Consider the following 18237-nt stretch of genomic DNA (forward strand, 5'->3'; position numbering starts at 1 on the left):
TTACTTATAATAAGCATATCTTTTTAAAAAAGCAATTTTTTTATTTGTTTTGTATTTTACCCACAATTTTAACCAACTGACTTGCAAAAGCAGAAACTTCTTCCTCAGTAGTATAACGTCCAAATGATATGCGAATTGATTCAGATATTCGCGGAGAGTTTTTACCAAAACAAGCCACTAAAACATGGGAAGGCTCAAGTGTTCCTGCGGTACATGCAGAACCCCCTGAAACCGCAAACCCAGCCAAATCTAAGTTTGTTTGCAGAATAGTCGTATTGACATTAGCAAAATGCAAGTTCAAAACATGATGAGAATCAAATTTTCTAGTTCCACCATTAACTTGATACTCAATTTGAGCTTGGTCAAGTTTATTTAAAATAATTTTTTGCAATTTCTGATAATTAGCCTGGAGCTTGTTCTTATCCACAGCTGCAATTTCATTAATTGCTTCTCCAAAACCTGCAATTCCTGGAACATTCTCTGTTCCAGCCCTACGTTTAGTTTCCTGTTCCCCACCATAAACTAAAGGTGGTAGTTTAATAGAATTTTTTTCATATAAAAATCCCAGAAACTTAGGACCATTGATTTTATGAGCAGAAGTGGATAATAAGTCGATATTCATTTTAGCAACATCAAGATTAATGTTTCCTAATCCTTGAACTGCATCTACATGAAAATAGGCATTACTTTGTCTTACCATTGCACCAATTTCAGCCAAAGGATTGATTGTTCCAACCTCATTATTAACTGCCATTACAGATACCAAAATAGTTTGTGGAGTCAATGCGTTTTTTAAGTCAGCCAATGATATACGACCATCTGCATCTACATCAAGGTAGATGACATCATAACCCTCTTTTTCCAGTTGCTGCATTGGCTTTAAAACAGAGGGATGTTCAATTTTTGTTGTGATAATGCGTTTACCAATATTTTGGCGACTACGAGCAGTCCCAAAAATAGCAGTATTATTACTCTCAGATCCACCGGAGGTGAAAATTATCTCATTTTCGCTGGCATTGATTGCTCGGGCAGCTTCTTGCCTGGCAAGATCAATGACATGACGGGCCTTACGTCCTAATTCATAAGTACTGGAAGCATTACCAAAGTCATTTTTCATTTCTTCAGCTATCACATTAATTACTTTGGCAGACATAGGTGTCGTAGCAGCATTATCCAAGTAAATTTCTGTCATTTATGAATTCATCTTCTCTATGTAAGTACAAATAATTTTAGCCGCTTTAGCACCCACTTTTTGTGCAAACTGATCAAAGTCTTCATTTGCATCTTGATTGCCATTGTCAGAAATAGCTCGCAAAGCTATTAAAGGCTTATTAAAATGATAAGCCACCTGTGCAAAAGCAGCCCCTTCCATCTCAACTCCTAAAGCTTGAGCAAAATTATGCTTAATATCATTTTTTTGTGCTTGTGAACCAATGAAAGAATCGCCTGTGACAATAAGTCCCTCTTTATATTCAATGTTCTCATGCTGCAAAAACTGTGCAAATTGTGTTCTAACAGTCGACTTCAAAACAAACTCTGCCGGTTCACCTGGTATTTGTCCTTCAACATAATCCCCTGCTAGAGTATTATGCGCATCGTGATAAGCAAATGAACTGGCTAAAATCAAATCGCCCTTTTGAATATTGGGCTGTAAAGATCCTGCTGTACCAGTCATAAAAACTAAATCAATATTAAGCTGGCATAGCAAACTAGCTAAATTCATAGCAGCTTGGACTTTACCAATTCCACTCAAACCAATATATAAATCATTGTGGTTAACGCAAAAATGCTCGAATGTGGTAGATCCGAACATTTCTTTGTGACCAGAGTGAAAATACTTATGATAATATTCAGCCTCAATTTCCATTGGGACAATAATTGCTATCTTCATTTTTACCCTCGTTTTTATTTATAAGTGAAATAACGCCAATAATACCAAAATAATTAAAATTGAAACGATGAGAATGGCACGATTAAGCTTACCTTTCAGTCTTAACGCTTTGTCTTGACTGGTAGTTGGTTGAGATTGTGACTTATTCTTTTCTCTTCTCGGAGACTGCCCCTGAGTCTTTGCCCTTTTATTTGAAGATTCATTTGGTTGTATAACTTCATCTTCATTACGGGTAAAATCAGGATTAACGTCAACTTCAGCATCATTATCATCAAAAGCAGATTTAATTGTATTTAAAATATTTTTGCTTTTTTTCTTTTTTAATTTTTTACGGTAATCAGATCGCTTTTCTGTCATTTTAATCCCTTGTATTAGCACTGGTAAGCAACATATTCTCCCAAACACTCATTGCATATAATGTCTTGGCATCAACAATTTTACCTTGTGCCGCAAGCTGTTTCAACTTTTCCAAACTATACCAGTGACTAGTTAAAAATTCGTCAGGATCAAGCGCCTTTTTATCAGTCAATTTGGTTAATGTATCACAATAAAATAAGTATAGTTTCTCATTAGTAAAGCCAGGCGACGAATAGAATTCTGTTATCTTTTCCCAGTAGTCGGCATGATATCCGCCTTCTTCATTTAATTCCCTTTTCATGGCATCTAATGGACTGGCATCAGTTTCATCTATTAATCCTGCTGGAATTTCCAAAGTCAACTCTTTAATCGGCTCACGCCACTGCTCAACCAGCAACATTTCTTGCTTATCATTTACTGCAATGGCAGCCGAAGCAGGCTGATGTTTTACAACTTCTCTTGTTGCAGTTTCACCATTAGGTAATTTGATCGTTCTAACTGAAAGATCAACTATACGCCCAGTAAAAATTTGTTTTGAAGAGATTTCAGTTTCTGTTAAATCCATTATTCACTTTCCTGTTAATCAGCTAAATATACGTTTACACATTGGAGTCCATTTTTTCCTTGAGCAAGCTGATATTTAACTTTTTGTCCTACTTGTAAGCGGCGATAACCTTCTTCTTTTATTGCTGTATAAAAAACAAAATATGATTTCTGGTTTTCACTATCAGTAATAAAACCAAAACTACTGTTACGATCGAATTGCTTTACAGTTCCGTAGCGCATTATTCTTCTAAGCCTTCCTGCACAGCTTCAGGGTAATCCTCTTTGACAATTTTAGCACATCTACCGCAAAGCATTGGTACTTCACTATCAGCTCCGATATCAGTTCTAATCATGCGACAACGAGGACAAACTTCTCCTTTAGCATGCTCAACTACAAAAGCACCATTTGGTAATTTTTGAGCATTTGCCGGTGCCTCACCCTTAGCAATCGTTAATTTAGAAACAATCAAAATTTGTCTAAAGTTGGCATCAAGATTAGCTAAAACAGTTTTTATCTCATCTGTGGGATAAACTGTAACAGCTGCTTCAAAAGATTTACCAATTAATTTTTGATCACGTGCTTCTTCGAGCACCTTCAAAACATCATCACGTAAATTCATGAATTTCTGCCAATTTTCCAGAAGCTCATCATGATTATCATATTGTTCAACTTCAGGCATGTCAGCAAGCTGGACATAATCTTCTTTTTCTTTTAAGAAGGACCAAACTTCTTCCATTGTGTGAGGCAATATTGGTGTCATGACTTTAGCAAGTTTTACCGCTGCGTCATAGATTACAGTTTGCATTGATCTTCTCGCATGACTATTTTTGCTTTCAATATAAAGAACATCTTTGGCAAAGTCCAGGTAAAATGCTGATAAGTCGTTTGAGATAAAGGCAAATACCTTTTTATATACATTATTAAAGTCGTAACGTTCATAACTGTCAAGGCAAGTTTTAACTAAATCGTTAAGTTTAACTTCCAGGTATTGATCAATAGAATTGAGATTTTCATAAACCACGCGGTCTTTTTGTGGATCAAAGTCTGAGGTGTTAGCCAGCATGTAACGGAAAGTATTACGAATTTTACGATAACTTTCAGAGGTTTGACGTAAAATATCTTGTGAAACGGCAACGTCAGAAGTCGTGTCAACTGAGGCAACCCATAAACGAATTATTTCCGCACCCATTTGTTTGATGACATCGTTTGGTGAAATTACATTACCTAACGATTTAGACATTTTATGTCCTTTTTCATCTAAAACAAAGCCTTGTGACAAAATGCCACGATAAGGTGCTTTACCTGTGGCAGCTACAGAGGTAATCAGACTTGAATTGAACCACCCACGGTATTGGTCACTACCTTCAAGGTAAAGATCACATGGAAATCTCAAGTCTGGCCTTTTAGCCATAACAGCCTGATGGGAAGACCCTGAATCAAACCAAACGTCCAAAATATCTTTTTCTTTAGTAAACTTACCATTGGGAGAATGTTCAGAAGTGAAACCTTCGGGCAATAATTCCTTAGCAGTCTTCTTATACCAAGCATTTGAGCCCTCTTTAGCAAAAATCTGGGCAATATGCTCGATAGTTTCTGGCGTCACAATTGCAGTGCCATCTTCTGCGTAAAAGATTGGCAGTGGAACACCCCAAGCACGCTGTCTGGAAATTACCCAGTCACCACGATCTTTAATCATATTGTGTAAGCGTAATTGACCCCAAGAAGGCGTAAATTTAACCTGATCAATTTGGTCAAGAATTTGCTGACGAAACTTAGCAACAGAAGCAAACCATTGTGTGGTAGCACGGTAAATTACGGGCTTCTTGGTGCGCCAATCATGTGGGTAAGAGTGGGTAAAGAAACTTAACTTGAGTAAATTCCCTGACTTCTTTAATTTTTCGCTGACAACTTTATTCGCATCATCATAAAATAAGCCAGCTAAATCAGGATCATTAATATCTGCAGTAAAGCAGCCCTTGTCATCCATAGGACTATATACAGGTAGACCATACTTTTGAGCAACATTATAGTCGTCTTCACCAAAGCCGGAAGCTGTGTGAACTAAGCCAGTACCATCACTAGCAGTAACGTGCATCGCATTCATTAAAATGGCATCACGATCATACAAAGGATGCTTAGCAACCATACGGTCCATTTCACTACCCTTAAGATGTTGCACCACTTCATAGTCATTCCAGCCCAATTCTTCAGCAACGGCTTCTAAACGATCAGTTCCAACCACGTAACGCTTATCGTTAACCTGGACTACTGAGTAATCAAACCCTGGATTGACTGTAATCCCTTGGTTAGTAGGAATAGTCCAAGGTGTAGTTGTCCAAATCAAGAAATATGTCTTCTCAGGATTCAGAATTCCTTTACCGTCTTTTACAGGAAATGAAACATAAATTGAAGGTGATTTAATATCGTGATATTCAACTTCAGCTTCAGCTAATGTTGATTCACTTGAAGGAGACCAATAAACGGGCTTTTTACCTTTATAGATATATCCTTTTTCATACATTTTACCAAAGACGCGAATTTCTTCTGCCTCATATTCTGGCTGATAAGTAATATATGGGTGGTCCCAGTCTCCCATTACGCCTAAACGCTTAAAGTCAGTCATTTGCTTTTTAACTTCTTTACTGGCAAAATCTTGACAAAGTTGACGGTAATCCGCAAGATTCATTTTTTTGCGGTCAACGCCCTGTTTAGTCAATTGCTGTTCAATTGGCAAACCATGAGTATCCCAACCCGGAACATAAGGAGCATAATAGCCGTTCATGTTTTTGAAGCGAACGATTATGTCCTTAGATACTTTATTCATCGCATGACCAATATGAATATTACCATTTGCAAAGGGAGGACCATCATGCAAGTCAAATCTTGGCTTGCCTTTGTTTAATTTTAATCTCTGTTCATATAATTTATTTTCTTCCCATTCTTTTTGCCATTGTGCTTCACGTACTGGCAAATTGCCCCGCATCTTAAATTTAGTTTTACCTAAATTAAGTGTATCTTTCACTCTCATTTTTTAATCCTTCCTATCAAAAAACCTCGTCCTAAAATTAGGGCGAGGTTAATATCGTGGTACCACCTAAATTGAGTTGCTAAACTCCACTTAATGAATTGCGTATCGTGCAACTACCGTGACAAACCATCATTAACAGCTGATCAACTTTTAAGCTCTTATATTAGACTCCCACCCTCACTAATTCGCTGAATTGCTCGCAAGTTTTACTGTCAGTTTGTCATTTATGATTTTTATAGTCATCCGGAAAAATAATAGTAGTTCCACCAGAATTATTATCGGCTGCAGCATCGTCGTTATTAACAGTTTCAATACTAGGACTGTCACCGGTCATTGGTTGAGGACTATTATTTGTTTCTTCAGAGTCTTGTTCAAAGTTTACTTCATCATCCGTATCGTTGTCAACCTCAAAATCCTCATCTTCTTCATCAGTATCATCATCGTCATCGTCTTCATCGACATCCTCGTCCTCATCGGTGAGCATGATTGGTTCTGCACCATCTGGAGGATAAAATCGTTCTGTATCAAAATATTGATCAAGAGCTTTTTGCCACTTTTCGTCATTCAGATTCTCAATTGCTTTTTGCAAAAGTTCTTGTATATACCTGCGATAACCGGAAGTTTCCTTTTTGACCCGTTCATAATCTAACTTAATAGTTTCCAGTTGCTGACGCTGATAATCAGTATCAATTTTAGCCTGCTCAGTTGCATTATTTGCCTGAACCGTAGCGTCATTGATAATTCTTTCTGCTTTGATCTTGGCATTATTTATGGCTTCTTTAGTAGCATTTTCATTCTGCTGATACTGTGCAACTTGCTTTTGCAAATTTGAAACTCGATCTTGTAATTGTATTATTTTATTTTTATAATCAACATTTTGATCTAATACATCACCATAATCGTTAATAATTTGATCTAAAAAACTATCAACTTCATGCCTGTCATATCCACTTAATCCTCTTTTTTTAAATTCTTTATTGTGAATTTTTATCGGAGTCAGCTTCTGCGTTTCTTTCTTTTCGTTTGCCATAGCTTATATACCACCTTATAATTGCCCTTTTTTGTTGTTGAAATACCCATAATTTTACATCTGCCAAAATGTCTTAGGCTAAGAACATTATCTTCTTCAATTATTATATTAAAATCTTTAATAGTATGCCAATTTAATTTAACTAAATTATTCTTAATATTGTCTTTAATTTGGCTTCTACTTTGTTTAGCTATCGCTGCTAAAACTGCATCCAATCGTAATGAAGAAGCAATTACAGTTAAGTGTTTACTTTCATCTTCAACTGCTAATATTTTTTCACTTGAAATAGGCCTTAATTTAACTTTTGTGTGGCCTATATGAGTAATTTCATATTGGAAAAAATCAGTTAGTTCACTTTTGCCAAAAAATTGCCAGCGCCCATTCCCATCCGTAATAATATCACCAAATGTAGACGTTTCTATTCCAGCATTAGCTATACTTCCTAATACATCACTATGTGTCAAAGAAACAAATTTTTGAGGATATTCAATTTCAAAAAGAGAGATTTGATATGACAGAGATGAACCAGTAGCCCAATCTTCTGTTATAACAACTCTCTTTTTTTCAGCGTTTAAATAGCCACCAAAGCTTTGCAGGCAAACTTCATTTCCAGCCAGCTTTTTTAAAATATCTCTTTCCCCTGGGTCTAAAAATTCAGTTAAAACTTTTTGATGTTTATAAATGACATCATTTATAAGCCCATTCATTCTATCAACTGTTTTTTGGTCAGATAAATTTCCCCTAAAGACCACATTTTTAATATAAAAACTACGTTTTGAGATATTAGATGCTTTCAAGAACTGCCTCCTAATAGTGAAGGTGAAATTACTACTTTGTCACTTCGTAAATTATTATAGCATGAACTGTGACTTTCTTTTATTTTAGGAAATAATTGAGCCAACTGATAAATAAAGAGCTAGTAGCTCTCGTCAAAGTTATAACGAAATTTACCAGCTCTTTATTAGGATTGGAGGTTAAACAAATAAATGAAATAAAATATTTGCAATCCAATTTAAAACATAATCTTGGACAAAATAAAGTAAAAGTAAACCGATTAAAAATGAAATATCTAATCCAGTGGCATTAGACAGTCTGGCAATTAGCCCCTTTCGAAAAATATTCAAATAAGGGTCAATTACGCGATTAATTATGCGACCCACAGCTGAATCGCGTAGAGAAGGAACCCAACTTAAAATTGCATCAATTACCATGACTATACTGTAAATCCATATTACATAGTCAATAATATTAATGCCGTAATATATGATATTTGCTGCCATTAACTTAAAGAATCTTTCTTATCAACTAGATCGCTAATTTTGCCATTCGTGACAAACTTTGGGGGAGTAGCTAAAAAAATTTTATCACCGATACGTTGAATTTCACCGTTTAAAGCATACACTGTACCAGTAATAAAATCAACGATTCTTCTGGCTGATGCATCTTCCATTCTGCTAAAGTTAATAATTACTGCTTTATTATTCAATAAATTCTGTGCAACTTCTTTAGCATCTGAATAAACACGTGGCTCATAAAGCACAATTTTGCTTTTGGCAGCATTCATACCAGATTTAATGGAAACAACTTTATCGCGGTTAACAGCACCAGCAGGAAAACTGTCTTCATCACTTAACTGCTGCTCTTCTGCATATTCGTCATCTAACATTTCATCTTCGTCATTTGCCACGCCGAAAAATTTGCCTATTTTACTAAAAGCCATTTCTCTTGCCTCCTATTAGTTTTCACCACGATGCCTGAAAAATGGAATATCATCAGTATCGTCATCATCAAAAGCATTAGTTTCGATTTGTGAAATGCTACTTTGATCGTCTTCATCAAATGAACTAGATCTATCATCCTGATTTGCTGTAAAAGGAGCTGACCGGCGGTTGCCCTCATCATCATTATCCAAGCCCCAAACACTTGTTGGATCAACCATTGGCTTATGTTTGGGCGCACTTTGAACTGCACCGGAGTTTTCGCTTACAGCCGAATTCTGTTCCATAGGTCTTTTAACTGAGTTAATTTTTCTTTCCGGAGAAGTATTGGCTTGACCTGGTTGAGATTTAATCTGGTGACTGTGACCCGGGAGCTGCTTTGAGGCTTCCTCCTCTGCTTGAGAGTTGATTCCTGTCGCAATAACAGTAACTACAACCTCATCTCCCAAATTAGGATTAATAGAAGTACCAAAAATTATATTAACATCGTCACCTGCAGCCTTAGAAACGATTTCTGAAGCATCCTGCGCTTCAAATAAAGTTAGATCAGGGCCACCAGTTATATTTAGCAGTACCTGTTTAGCACCATCGATCGATACTTCGAGCAGAGGGGAAGAAATTGCCAGTTTTGTAGCTTCAACAGTGCGATTTTCGCCACTTGCACGGCCAATACCCATTAAAGCAGCGCCTTGATTAGCCATCACAGTTTTAACGTCAGCAAAATCCAAGTTGACATAGTCAGTTGAAGTAATTAAGTCAGAAATACCCTGAACACCTTGTTTTAAAACATTGTCAGCTTCTTTGAAGGCATCCATCATTGGTGTCTTTTTGTCAACCATTTCCAACAAACGGTTATTGGCAATAATAACAAGAGTATCAACGTACTGCTTTAACTGTGCAATACCCTCAGCGGCATTTTTTGATCTTTTTGGACCTTCAAAAGTAAAAGGACGAGTTACAACGCCAACAGTTAAAGCACCTGTTTCGCGGGCAATCTTAGCTACAATTGGTGCAGCACCAGTTCCAGTACCACCACCCATTCCAGCAGTAATGAAGATCATATCCGCGCCCTTTAAAGCATCCTCAATTGTCTGTTCACTTTCTTCTGCAGCCTTTTGGCCAACTTCAGGGTGAGAGCCTGCTCCAAGTCCTCTTGTCAACTTAGGGCCTAACTGAATTTTATTTTCTGCTTTATTACTATTTAATGCTTGTACATCAGTGTTAGCAGCAACGAAGGAAACTCCCTGAACGCCGTCATCAATCATTCGATTAACAGCATTACCACCAGCACCACCGACACCAATAACTTTGATGACAGCATTTTTATTGTCGTCTGAATCGAACGTGAAATCCATCTAATTAACCACCTTTAATCAAAGAACTTTTTGAAGAAGTTCTTAAAGCCTTTATCTTTATTTTGCATATTATTTTTTGTTTTACTATGCGGAGATTGCTCTCGCTTTAGTAACTCATGTCTATTATATTCTTCTTTTCTTTTAGTTTCATTAACAGTAACTGTTCTTTTAGAAGTTTTTGGCTTTTCTTGAGTAGACTGCTCCCCTTGACTGAGAGCACCTCTGCCATAAATAGCACTAATTACTAAGAAATCAATATCTGACATCTTATATGCATAGTTAACTACTCCGTAAGCCGCTGAGTAAATTGGATTACGCATTCCAATTTGGTCAGGCTGATAAATTCGCGCCTTGACATTCAAAGTATTAGCTATAATACTATCATAACCTTGCAAAAGACTACTTCCGCCAGTAATAATAATGCCACCTGGTAACTTCAAGGCGTCATGTTTAACCAAGCCTTTTTCAATTCTGTCAATAGTCTGGATAACCCTGGCGTTAATAATTTCACTTAAATATTTTTCGTCAACCATTTGCTGGCCATTTGAACCAACACTGTTAACGGCAAATTTATTTTTAGCAGATGCAAGGCTGGGATCAGCATAACCATAATCAAGTTTTATTTGTTCAGCATCCTTGTTAGAAGTACTTAAAACAACCGAAATATCATTACTGATATCACTGCCACCTTCAAAATCGATATTTGCATATTTAATTTGATTATTATGAATTACCGTAGCTGTAGTAACTCCGCCACCTAAGTCGAGGATAATTGAACCAAAATGGCGTTCACTTTCATTTAAAGCTACGCTGGCAATAGCAAGTGGAGTTGGAATAAAAAAATTATTGGAATAGCCAGCACGCTCAATAGCCTTTTTTATATTATGCAAAGGACTGGCCGGTGCTGTTAACATGATGCCTTGCACCGACAAAGAATGTGCAATCATTTTTCGAGGATCATCGACTTCGGTTTTACCATCAATTAGAAAACGGCTTGGCAAAAAAGAAATAGGCTCCCGTTCGTTTTTCACAGCAGACCTGATGGCAGCACGAACTACTCGCCTGACATCATGGTTACCTACTTCTTGACCATTATCGCTGACATTAACTAGATCACTTGCAGTTTCAAGTTGGAGCATACCTACAGGTATACCTGTTACTACTCGATAAATATTTGCATTTGTCTTTTTGGCTATTTCTTTTAGTGCCCTATTAATCGCAGCAGCAGTTTCATCAATATCAACTATATTACCATGCCGCATCCCTTTATTAGGAACTGCAACAGCTCCAATAACTTTACCAGAATCAGCTACAACCGCTTTCACACTTGTGGTACCAATATCTAAGCCCACTAATAAATTCGAATTGTCCAAAATTATCCCCCCGTCAGTGCTACCTAAAAAAATTTTACCATAAAACCAGCCTAAAATCAGTTTATATTAAACCGTAAGCACGCTTTTCATTTGGTGTAAGCGGCCTGCTAAACGCCCCTACTTCCAAATCAATCAGCGTATTTTTTCCCACTTTAGTTTTTATTTTATTATAGTACTTTATTTTACTTTTTAGGGTTGAAACGTTGCCAATAACTACATTCCCGTTTTTCATTAGAAAAATCACTTGTGATTTTCTTCGGGTATTACCACTTAATAATTTAATTTGATCCTGAAAATCAGGTGGTAAACTATTGAATAAATGAAGAATTTTTTTGAGAGATACTTCATGATTGTAGCCTACAAAAACTGGTTTATCTGGATATACTTTTGACCAAGGAATAAACTGAGACCCTAATTTTCCCTGAGTAAGTATTTTACGATATCCTTTAGAAGTCTTAATGTAGCCTTTTGTAGGGTATTCATCAATTTCAATTATTAAATGATTAAAACCTTTAACTCGAACATTGATGTTTTTTATTTCTGAGTATTTTGCAGAAAGTTTACGGGATAGGCTTTTTTTATTAAAAAGATAATCGACTACTTTGTCACTAGCTTTAATATCTGTTGCTTTTACAATTTCTTTTACTGGTAAGTCATTTTCCCCGTTAATTTGAATACTTTGAACATTTGCCAGAGGAGAAATATAATAGCCAAGTCCCAAAAGTGCTATTACCGAAACACCTATTATTAGTCCCAGTCTCTTAAATAGTGCGGATTTACGTTCATTATGTAATTTAGAAAGAGAGGCAGAGATTTTGGTATTAGTTCTAGAATTTTTCTTTTTCTTACTTGATTGATGACTTAAATATGGCGATAGCTTTTCTTTAGGGTCAATTTTAGTTACTCGCTTTTTGGTCAACTGCCTCACCTTCTTTTTATTTAGCTAAATCCTGCATTACTTTAATTACTTCATCAGACGCATCAGAAACTCCCAGTTTTTTGGATGCCTTACTCATTTCTGTATAGTATTTACGATCCAACACGATATGATCAATTGAAGAAATAAAGTTATTAATATTAAGTTCATTTTCCGCAATCACTGTCGCTGCGCCGGCTTTTTCAAGATCAAGAGCATTTTTCATTTGGTGATTATTAGTTACATTTGGACTAGGAATCAAAATAGCTGGAACACCTAAAGCGGTAAATTCCGCAATACTAGTGGCTCCTGAACGCGAAACCACACAAATCATTTTTGGTAAAAGTGCTGGCATATCCTTAACATACGGTAAGATTTTGATACTTTCACCATAATTAACATTGGTTAGTTTTTCTGCAATTTTTTGATAATAATAAGTTCCTGTCACCCAAATGACTTGGTATGGCTTAGTTTCAAGCCGAGTCAGTGATTTTAACATTATCCGGTTGATAGCCAAAGCACCACGAGAGCCGCCAAAAACTAATACTGTAGGTATTTGAGGATTAAGACCCCATTTGCTTTGCAAATCAATCTTGGTTGATGACAGATTTAGTACTTGCTGAGAACGTGGATTTCCAGTTTTTACCAACTTTTTCTTTTCCGAAAATTGCTTGGCAGCATCATCAAACGTATAACAAATTTTGTTTACATAGTGTCCTAAAAACTTATTAGCAACGCCAACTACTGAATTAGATTCATGAATCATAGTTGGAATCTTCATTTTTGCTGCTTCGTACACTAGGGCACCACTGACATAGCCACCAGTTCCCATCACAATATCAGGCTTAAAATCATTAATAATTTTTTGAGCTTTTTTTGTGGCCTTAAGAAACAAACTAATTGTAGCAAAATTACTCATTATATGTTTACGGGAAAACCCGCGCATTTCAATTGTTTTAAAATTTACTCCTGCTGCTGGAACTATTTTGGCTTCGAGACCATTTTTGGTGCCGACAAACAGTATTTCATCATTTGTCGCCAAGTTGCGCTCTTTTAATCGTTCAATAATTGCCATAATAGGATAAATATGGCCGCCAGTTCCTCCACCTGTAAATATTATTCTCATTTTATTTAGTCTTCAATTCCTTTATAAAATTAACAAAATAGTCTCCACGTTCTTCAAAGGTTCGAAATTGATCCCATGACGCACAAGCTGGCGAAAATAACAATACATCACCAGGATTTGTCAATTCATATGCTCTTGGTACTGCTTCCTGTAACGTATTTTCAATGACAATATTTTTAATGCCAGCTTTGCGCGCGGCATCAGCCAATAAATAACGGGTTTCGCCATATAAAACCACGGCTTTAACATGTTTTTTTAAAAGTGGAACCAAGGAGTCAAATGTAAAACCGCGATCTAGCCCACCAGCGATCCAAACTTCAGGATCTTCAAAAGAGGGAATAGCTACTGAAGCCGCCTCTATATTCGTTGATTTGGAGTCATTATAGATTTTGCGACCTTCCAAGGTCATAACATATTGTAAGCGGTGCTTTGCCCCGGCAAAACTAGTTAACACTGCTTGGATATCGCTGATAGTCGCTCCCATAATTTGTGCAATTGCGCTAGCAACTAACGCATTCTGCTGGTTATGGATACCGGGTAATTTCATGTCGGCGGTCTTAATGATTTTTTCATGTTGATTCTGTAAATAGCCATCAGCAATAAAATAGTCGGCAGTTCGATCATTTTCGGAAAAAGTTATTAGTTTTGCTTTTGTAACTTTCTTTTCTTCTTCAAAAATATTTTTTTGATCTAAGTTTGCTAAAAAATAATGATCTGAAGTTTGCGTCCTGGTAACGTTTAGTTTGGCATTAACATAATTAGCAAAAGTCTTGTGATAATCTAAATGGACATTGTGATAAATATCAATAATCGCAGCTACTTTAGGATCAATATCTGTTACGCCAAGCAGTTGAAAACTAGAAGTTTCGCAAACCAAGATATCATCTTTGGTAGCTTTTTTCACTACTTCAGAAATTGGAACACCAATGTTACCAACTGCATAGGCATGATGGCCATTTTTAGCCAGATGATGATCCAGAATTTTCTGTGCTAGCATTACCGTAGTAGTTTTGCCATTTGAGCCTGTAACACAAATATATGGAGCTTCACTAACACTCAGTGCAATTTCAGGTTCGGTAATAATTGGCAAATTTAAGTTTATTGCCTCTTGCACCATTGGGTTTTCATAAGGAATCCCCGGATTTTTTACTAAATAAGCAAAAGATTCTTGGTGTAATAATTCTACTGGATGCGCGCCACCTATTATTTGCACGCCTAGTTTTTTCAATTCTTGTGCTTTTGGATTTTTACTTAAATCAGCCTTGTCGTTTAAAGTTAGCTTTGCACCAAGTTCAAGCAGTAATTTACTTACTGCAAAACCACTTTTGCCGAGGCCTAAAACTAAAATATTTTTACCTTGATAAGTCTTAACTTGCCTCATTTAACTATTTTATCCCCATATTACTAAATACAAGATACTTCCCAGTAAGCCAACAATCCAGAAAATAATGTCTACTTTCCATTCAGAGTAACCCAGCATTTCAAAATGATGATGTATCGGTGTCATTTTGAAAATCCGTTTACCAGTTGTTTGAAAAGAGATAACCTGCAAAATTACGCTCGCTGTTTCACATACAAATACGATTCCCACTAACAAAAGTGACCAAGGCCTATTTAGAAAGATACTAACAGCAGCCAGTCCTCCTCCTAAAGCTAGAGACCCAGCATCACCCATAAAAATTTTAGCAGGCTTATGATTAAAAATAAAAAATGAAATCAACCCTCCTATGACACTCATACAAAAAATTAAAACGGCAAAGTTTTTTTGTTTAAGTGCGATATAAGAGTACGTGGCATAAGCAATAATTGACAGTCCAGTTGCCAAACCATCTAAACCGTCTGACAGATTAACTGCGTTGGAATAACCTACCAACCAGAAAATTACAAAAATTGTGAATAAAACTACACTGTTAACTACACCAAAAAACGGTATGAAAAGTTTGAATTGAAAATGGTCCGTTGCTGCGATGATAATAATCAGAACAGCAACTAAAATTTGTAAAGAAAATTTTTGCCATGCACGAAGACCCAAATTACGCTTATAAAACAATTTTATACTATCATCTAAGAAGCCTATAATACCGTAACCCAGCAAACTGATTAATAAAATCCAGATCATTTTCGTGACTTCGTGTTGCCATACACCAACCCAGATTGTAGAAACTGTGGCTGCTAAAACAAAAACCACACCACCCATTGTAGGTGTACCAGACTTTTTTTCATGCCATTTAGGACCTTCATCCCGAATTTCCTGTCCTTCATGGTGTGACCTCATGAAAATAATCACCCAGGGTAAAATAATCCCCGTTAACGCCAATGAACTTACTAATGCAATAATGCTAATGATCAGCATAAAATGCTACTCCTTTAATTGTATTTTTATTTTTGTCCCGGATTTGACAGTTTCACCAACAGCTACACTTTGCTTAGATACTACACCTGTACCCTGAATGCTTAATTTAGCCCCAGTCAAATCTGCAAACTGCTGCAGCTCATCTTTTGACCAACCTTTCATAGCAGGACACTTTATAATGCCGGCTGTCCGCACCAGCATTAATTTACCTGACTGCTGTTTTTGACCTGCTTGATAAGACTGCTTGGTTATTTTATCACCTGAACCAATCCTGACAAGTCTGAAACCAACCCGTTGAGCGATTGCTTCAGCCTCCTTATAACTTAGCCCCGTTAGGTCAGGTATTTTAATCATTGTTGAACTGCTTAAGCCATTTTTAGACATAAGAATTGTTCTATTCATTACAGGTTTAAAAATTGAAGAAAGAATTACTTCAGCCGGTTTACTCATTCTTTGAGGCTGCTTGACAGTGATGTAAATGCAATAACGCGGATGCTTAGCCGGTGTAACTCCAACTACAGAAAAGATGTAATTATTGTTACCTTTAAGATAGCCCCCACCTTTAAGGTTAGCTATTTGCGCAGTACCTGTTTTAACAGCAATACTTTGATTTTTCATCCGGTATGCAGCTCCGGTACCAATTCTTTTGTTTAAAACTTGGCGCATATTTTCAAGAACTATGTTTGCTGTTTCTTTACTATAAACTGGTCTGCCAACATTTTTTATTTGATAACCCGTTATTGTGTGATCATCTGCATCGGTAATTTTTTCAACGAATTGGGGTTTTACCATTTGACCATTATTCGCCAAACTGCTAAAAGCTTGCATCATTTGCATGACGTTCACATCAACGCCCTGCCCAAAACTAGTGACAGCCTGATCAACGGGTGAGTTAAACGCGATCAATCCTGGTTGCTCACCTGGGAGCGTTACGCCAGTTTTCTGACCAATATGGAATTTCTTTAAATACTTTTTCCAAGTCTTAGCACCCATTTGTTGCTCAATATGAACGAATCCGGTATTGCTCGACCGTGGAAATGCTTGTGAAAAAGGTATGCTTCCCCAGCCATGCGGCTTCCAATCGTGAATTACTGAGCCATTCACAGAAACTGATCCTGAATTGTAATATTGATTTGGATGGTAGTTTCCGCTATTAACAGCGGAGGATAATGTCAGGACTTTAAAAACAGATCCGGGTTCATATGTATCTTGCACCAAAATATTGCGATAGGAATTTTTTAGTCCCTTTTTGGTCTGCGGATTGAAACTTGGTCGTTGCGAAGCAGCTAATACTTTTCCCGTCTTCATATCTTCAACTACGGCTGTCATAGAAACGGGATTAAAGGTATCCTGAACATAAGATAACCTACTTTCAAGGCATTCCTGCAACTGCGAGTCAATAGTTAGATATATATTATTACCATCTACAGGGGCTTTATAAGTATGGGTACTATTTGGCGTCTGGAAATTTGAGGCATCAACAGCTGAAACCTGATAGCCGTTTTTTCCGGTAAGAACGTCGTCATACCAAGCTTCCAGTCCCATGGTACCCTCTAAATTTTGTTGCCTGGTTTTTTTATCATAAACTGGTGTAGCCAGACCAATTATATGAGCTGCAAAATTACCATTTGGGTATAACCGTGACTGAGTTTCAAAAAATTTAATTCCCGGCAAATTCATTTTTTCAATTCGGTCTTTTTGCTTTTTGGTCAAATTAGAACCTGCAGTACCAAATTGTACCTGAAAAACCGGCTGCGAAGGATTAAGATACTTTAAAATTTTATTTGCTTTAAGAGGTAAAACTTGTGCTAACTTTTCAGCAGTTTTACTTTTGTTAACAACATATTCTGGCTTATTTTTATAATTAATGGATGATTTATCTAGAATGGCATAAATTGTATACAAATGGGAATCTTGCGCTACAGCTAAACCGTTACGGTCATAAATATTTCCCCGATTGGCCTTTAATACTTGATTACGCATATACAATTGCTCGGTCTTAGCGGTTAAATCTTGTCCATTAACGGTTTTTGAAATTCCCAGATATAAAAATCTGCCTATAAATACAAGAAAAACCAAAGCAACAGCTACCTCGAGAAATCTCCCGACTGTAAAACGGTATCCGTGGGCTTTGGAATTTAAGTTATATTTTTTACTAATGTGCTTATTCATTAGCGTATAGTCCTAATATTTTTTTCATTCAAAGCCAACCCCTTGCTGCGAGCAATTTTATTCATTCTTGAGCTTGAGGTCAACTCACCTAATTCTTGATGCAAATCTCCAACTTGACTTTGTTCTTTTGCAACCGAGCGCTGCAAACTAGTAAGTTCATGTTGAGCTGAAGTAGCAGAAATACTAGAAGAAACGAGCATTGTCATTAAGCCAATTGTGATCATTGTTCCCAATATAAGCAAGGACTTTTCGAAGCCGGTCCAAGCAACGTTGTGATGATTGAGAACTTGACGTTGTCTCTTCTCTGGATCTCTTTGCTCATTAGGATTAAACTCTATTTTTCTTGCTAAATTATCAGCCATTGTTTTTCC

The 18237-nt window shown here is 36.6% G+C and carries 18 protein-coding genes; all 18 read right to left on the minus strand.

Going from position 1 to position 18237, the window contains the following annotated elements:
* Nucleotides 1-40 precede the first annotated feature (40 nt).
* Nucleotides 41-1192 (minus strand): cysteine desulfurase family protein, encoded by a 1152-nt coding sequence (locus ACFQ32_RS02390; protein WP_046324755.1) that lies wholly within the window; start codon nt 1190-1192, stop codon nt 41-43.
* Nucleotides 1193-1891, minus strand: coding sequence for a 5'-methylthioadenosine/adenosylhomocysteine nucleosidase (locus ACFQ32_RS02395; protein WP_046324754.1), 699 nt, complete (start codon nt 1889-1891; stop codon nt 1193-1195).
* 18 nt (nt 1892-1909) lie between these two features.
* Entirely contained in the window at nt 1910-2248 is a 339-nt protein-coding gene (locus ACFQ32_RS02400; RefSeq protein ID WP_046324753.1) for a hypothetical protein, read from the minus strand.
* Between the two features lies 1 nt (nt 2249).
* The gene (locus ACFQ32_RS02405) at nt 2250-2813 is read right to left on the minus strand and encodes an NUDIX hydrolase (protein WP_046324752.1); all 564 of its coding nucleotides are present in this window, start codon (nt 2811-2813) and stop codon (nt 2250-2252) included.
* Nucleotides 2814-2827: 14 nt separating this feature from the next.
* Nucleotides 2828-3034 carry a cold-shock protein gene (locus tag ACFQ32_RS02410; protein WP_046324751.1) on the minus strand — a complete coding sequence of 69 codons (207 nt, stop codon included), beginning with the start codon at nt 3032-3034 and terminating at the stop codon, nt 2828-2830.
* Nucleotides 3034-5823, minus strand: a complete 2790-nt coding sequence (gene ileS, locus ACFQ32_RS02415; RefSeq protein WP_046324750.1) for an isoleucine--tRNA ligase — start codon at nt 5821-5823, stop codon at nt 3034-3036. The genes ACFQ32_RS02410 and ileS overlap by 1 nt, the downstream gene beginning before the upstream one ends.
* 220 nt (nt 5824-6043) lie before the next feature.
* Nucleotides 6044-6853, minus strand: a complete 810-nt coding sequence (locus ACFQ32_RS02420; protein ID WP_046324749.1) for a DivIVA domain-containing protein — start codon at nt 6851-6853, stop codon at nt 6044-6046.
* Nucleotides 6820-7650, minus strand: coding sequence for a YlmH family RNA-binding protein (locus tag ACFQ32_RS02425; RefSeq protein WP_244885258.1), 831 nt, complete (start codon nt 7648-7650; stop codon nt 6820-6822). Before ACFQ32_RS02425 ends, ACFQ32_RS02420 begins: the two co-directional genes overlap by 34 nt.
* A 177-nt stretch (nt 7651-7827) precedes the next feature.
* Nucleotides 7828-8133 carry a YggT family protein gene (locus ACFQ32_RS02430; RefSeq protein WP_046324748.1) on the minus strand — a complete coding sequence of 102 codons (306 nt, stop codon included), beginning with the start codon at nt 8131-8133 and terminating at the stop codon, nt 7828-7830.
* Complete coding sequence (locus ACFQ32_RS02435) at nt 8133-8573, minus strand: cell division protein SepF (protein ID WP_046324747.1); 441 nt, start codon at nt 8571-8573, stop codon at nt 8133-8135. The genes ACFQ32_RS02430 and ACFQ32_RS02435 overlap by 1 nt, the downstream gene beginning before the upstream one ends.
* Before the next feature lie 15 nt (nt 8574-8588).
* Entirely contained in the window at nt 8589-9926 is a 1338-nt protein-coding gene (gene ftsZ / locus ACFQ32_RS02440; protein WP_046324746.1) for a cell division protein FtsZ, read from the minus strand.
* A gap of 14 nt (nt 9927-9940) precedes the next feature.
* Nucleotides 9941-11299, minus strand: coding sequence for a cell division protein FtsA (gene ftsA / locus ACFQ32_RS02445; RefSeq protein WP_046324745.1), 1359 nt, complete (start codon nt 11297-11299; stop codon nt 9941-9943).
* 61 nt (nt 11300-11360) lie between these two features.
* Complete coding sequence (locus ACFQ32_RS02450; protein ID WP_046324744.1) at nt 11361-12218, minus strand: cell division protein FtsQ/DivIB; 858 nt, start codon at nt 12216-12218, stop codon at nt 11361-11363.
* Nucleotides 12219-12234: 16 nt separating this feature from the next.
* Nucleotides 12235-13341: an undecaprenyldiphospho-muramoylpentapeptide beta-N-acetylglucosaminyltransferase gene (murG, locus tag ACFQ32_RS02455; protein ID WP_046324743.1), complete on the minus strand. Its 1107-nt coding sequence runs from the start codon at nt 13339-13341 to the stop codon at nt 12235-12237.
* A gap of 1 nt (nt 13342) precedes the next feature.
* Complete coding sequence (gene murD / locus ACFQ32_RS02460; RefSeq protein WP_046324742.1) at nt 13343-14722, minus strand: UDP-N-acetylmuramoyl-L-alanine--D-glutamate ligase; 1380 nt, start codon at nt 14720-14722, stop codon at nt 13343-13345.
* A gap of 9 nt (nt 14723-14731) precedes the next feature.
* Nucleotides 14732-15694, minus strand: coding sequence for a phospho-N-acetylmuramoyl-pentapeptide-transferase (gene mraY, locus ACFQ32_RS02465; protein ID WP_046324741.1), 963 nt, complete (start codon nt 15692-15694; stop codon nt 14732-14734).
* Nucleotides 15695-15700: 6 nt separating this feature from the next.
* Nucleotides 15701-17866 (minus strand): penicillin-binding protein, encoded by a 2166-nt coding sequence (locus ACFQ32_RS02470; protein ID WP_046324740.1) that lies wholly within the window; start codon nt 17864-17866, stop codon nt 15701-15703.
* Nucleotides 17866-18228, minus strand: a complete 363-nt coding sequence (gene ftsL, locus ACFQ32_RS02475; protein ID WP_046324739.1) for a cell division protein FtsL — start codon at nt 18226-18228, stop codon at nt 17866-17868. Before ftsL ends, ACFQ32_RS02470 begins: the two co-directional genes overlap by 1 nt.
* Between the last annotated feature and the right edge of the window lie 9 nt (nt 18229-18237).

The organism is Lactobacillus melliventris, assembly GCF_042679465.1.
GTDB lineage: Bacteria > Bacillota > Bacilli > Lactobacillales > Lactobacillaceae > Lactobacillus > Lactobacillus melliventris.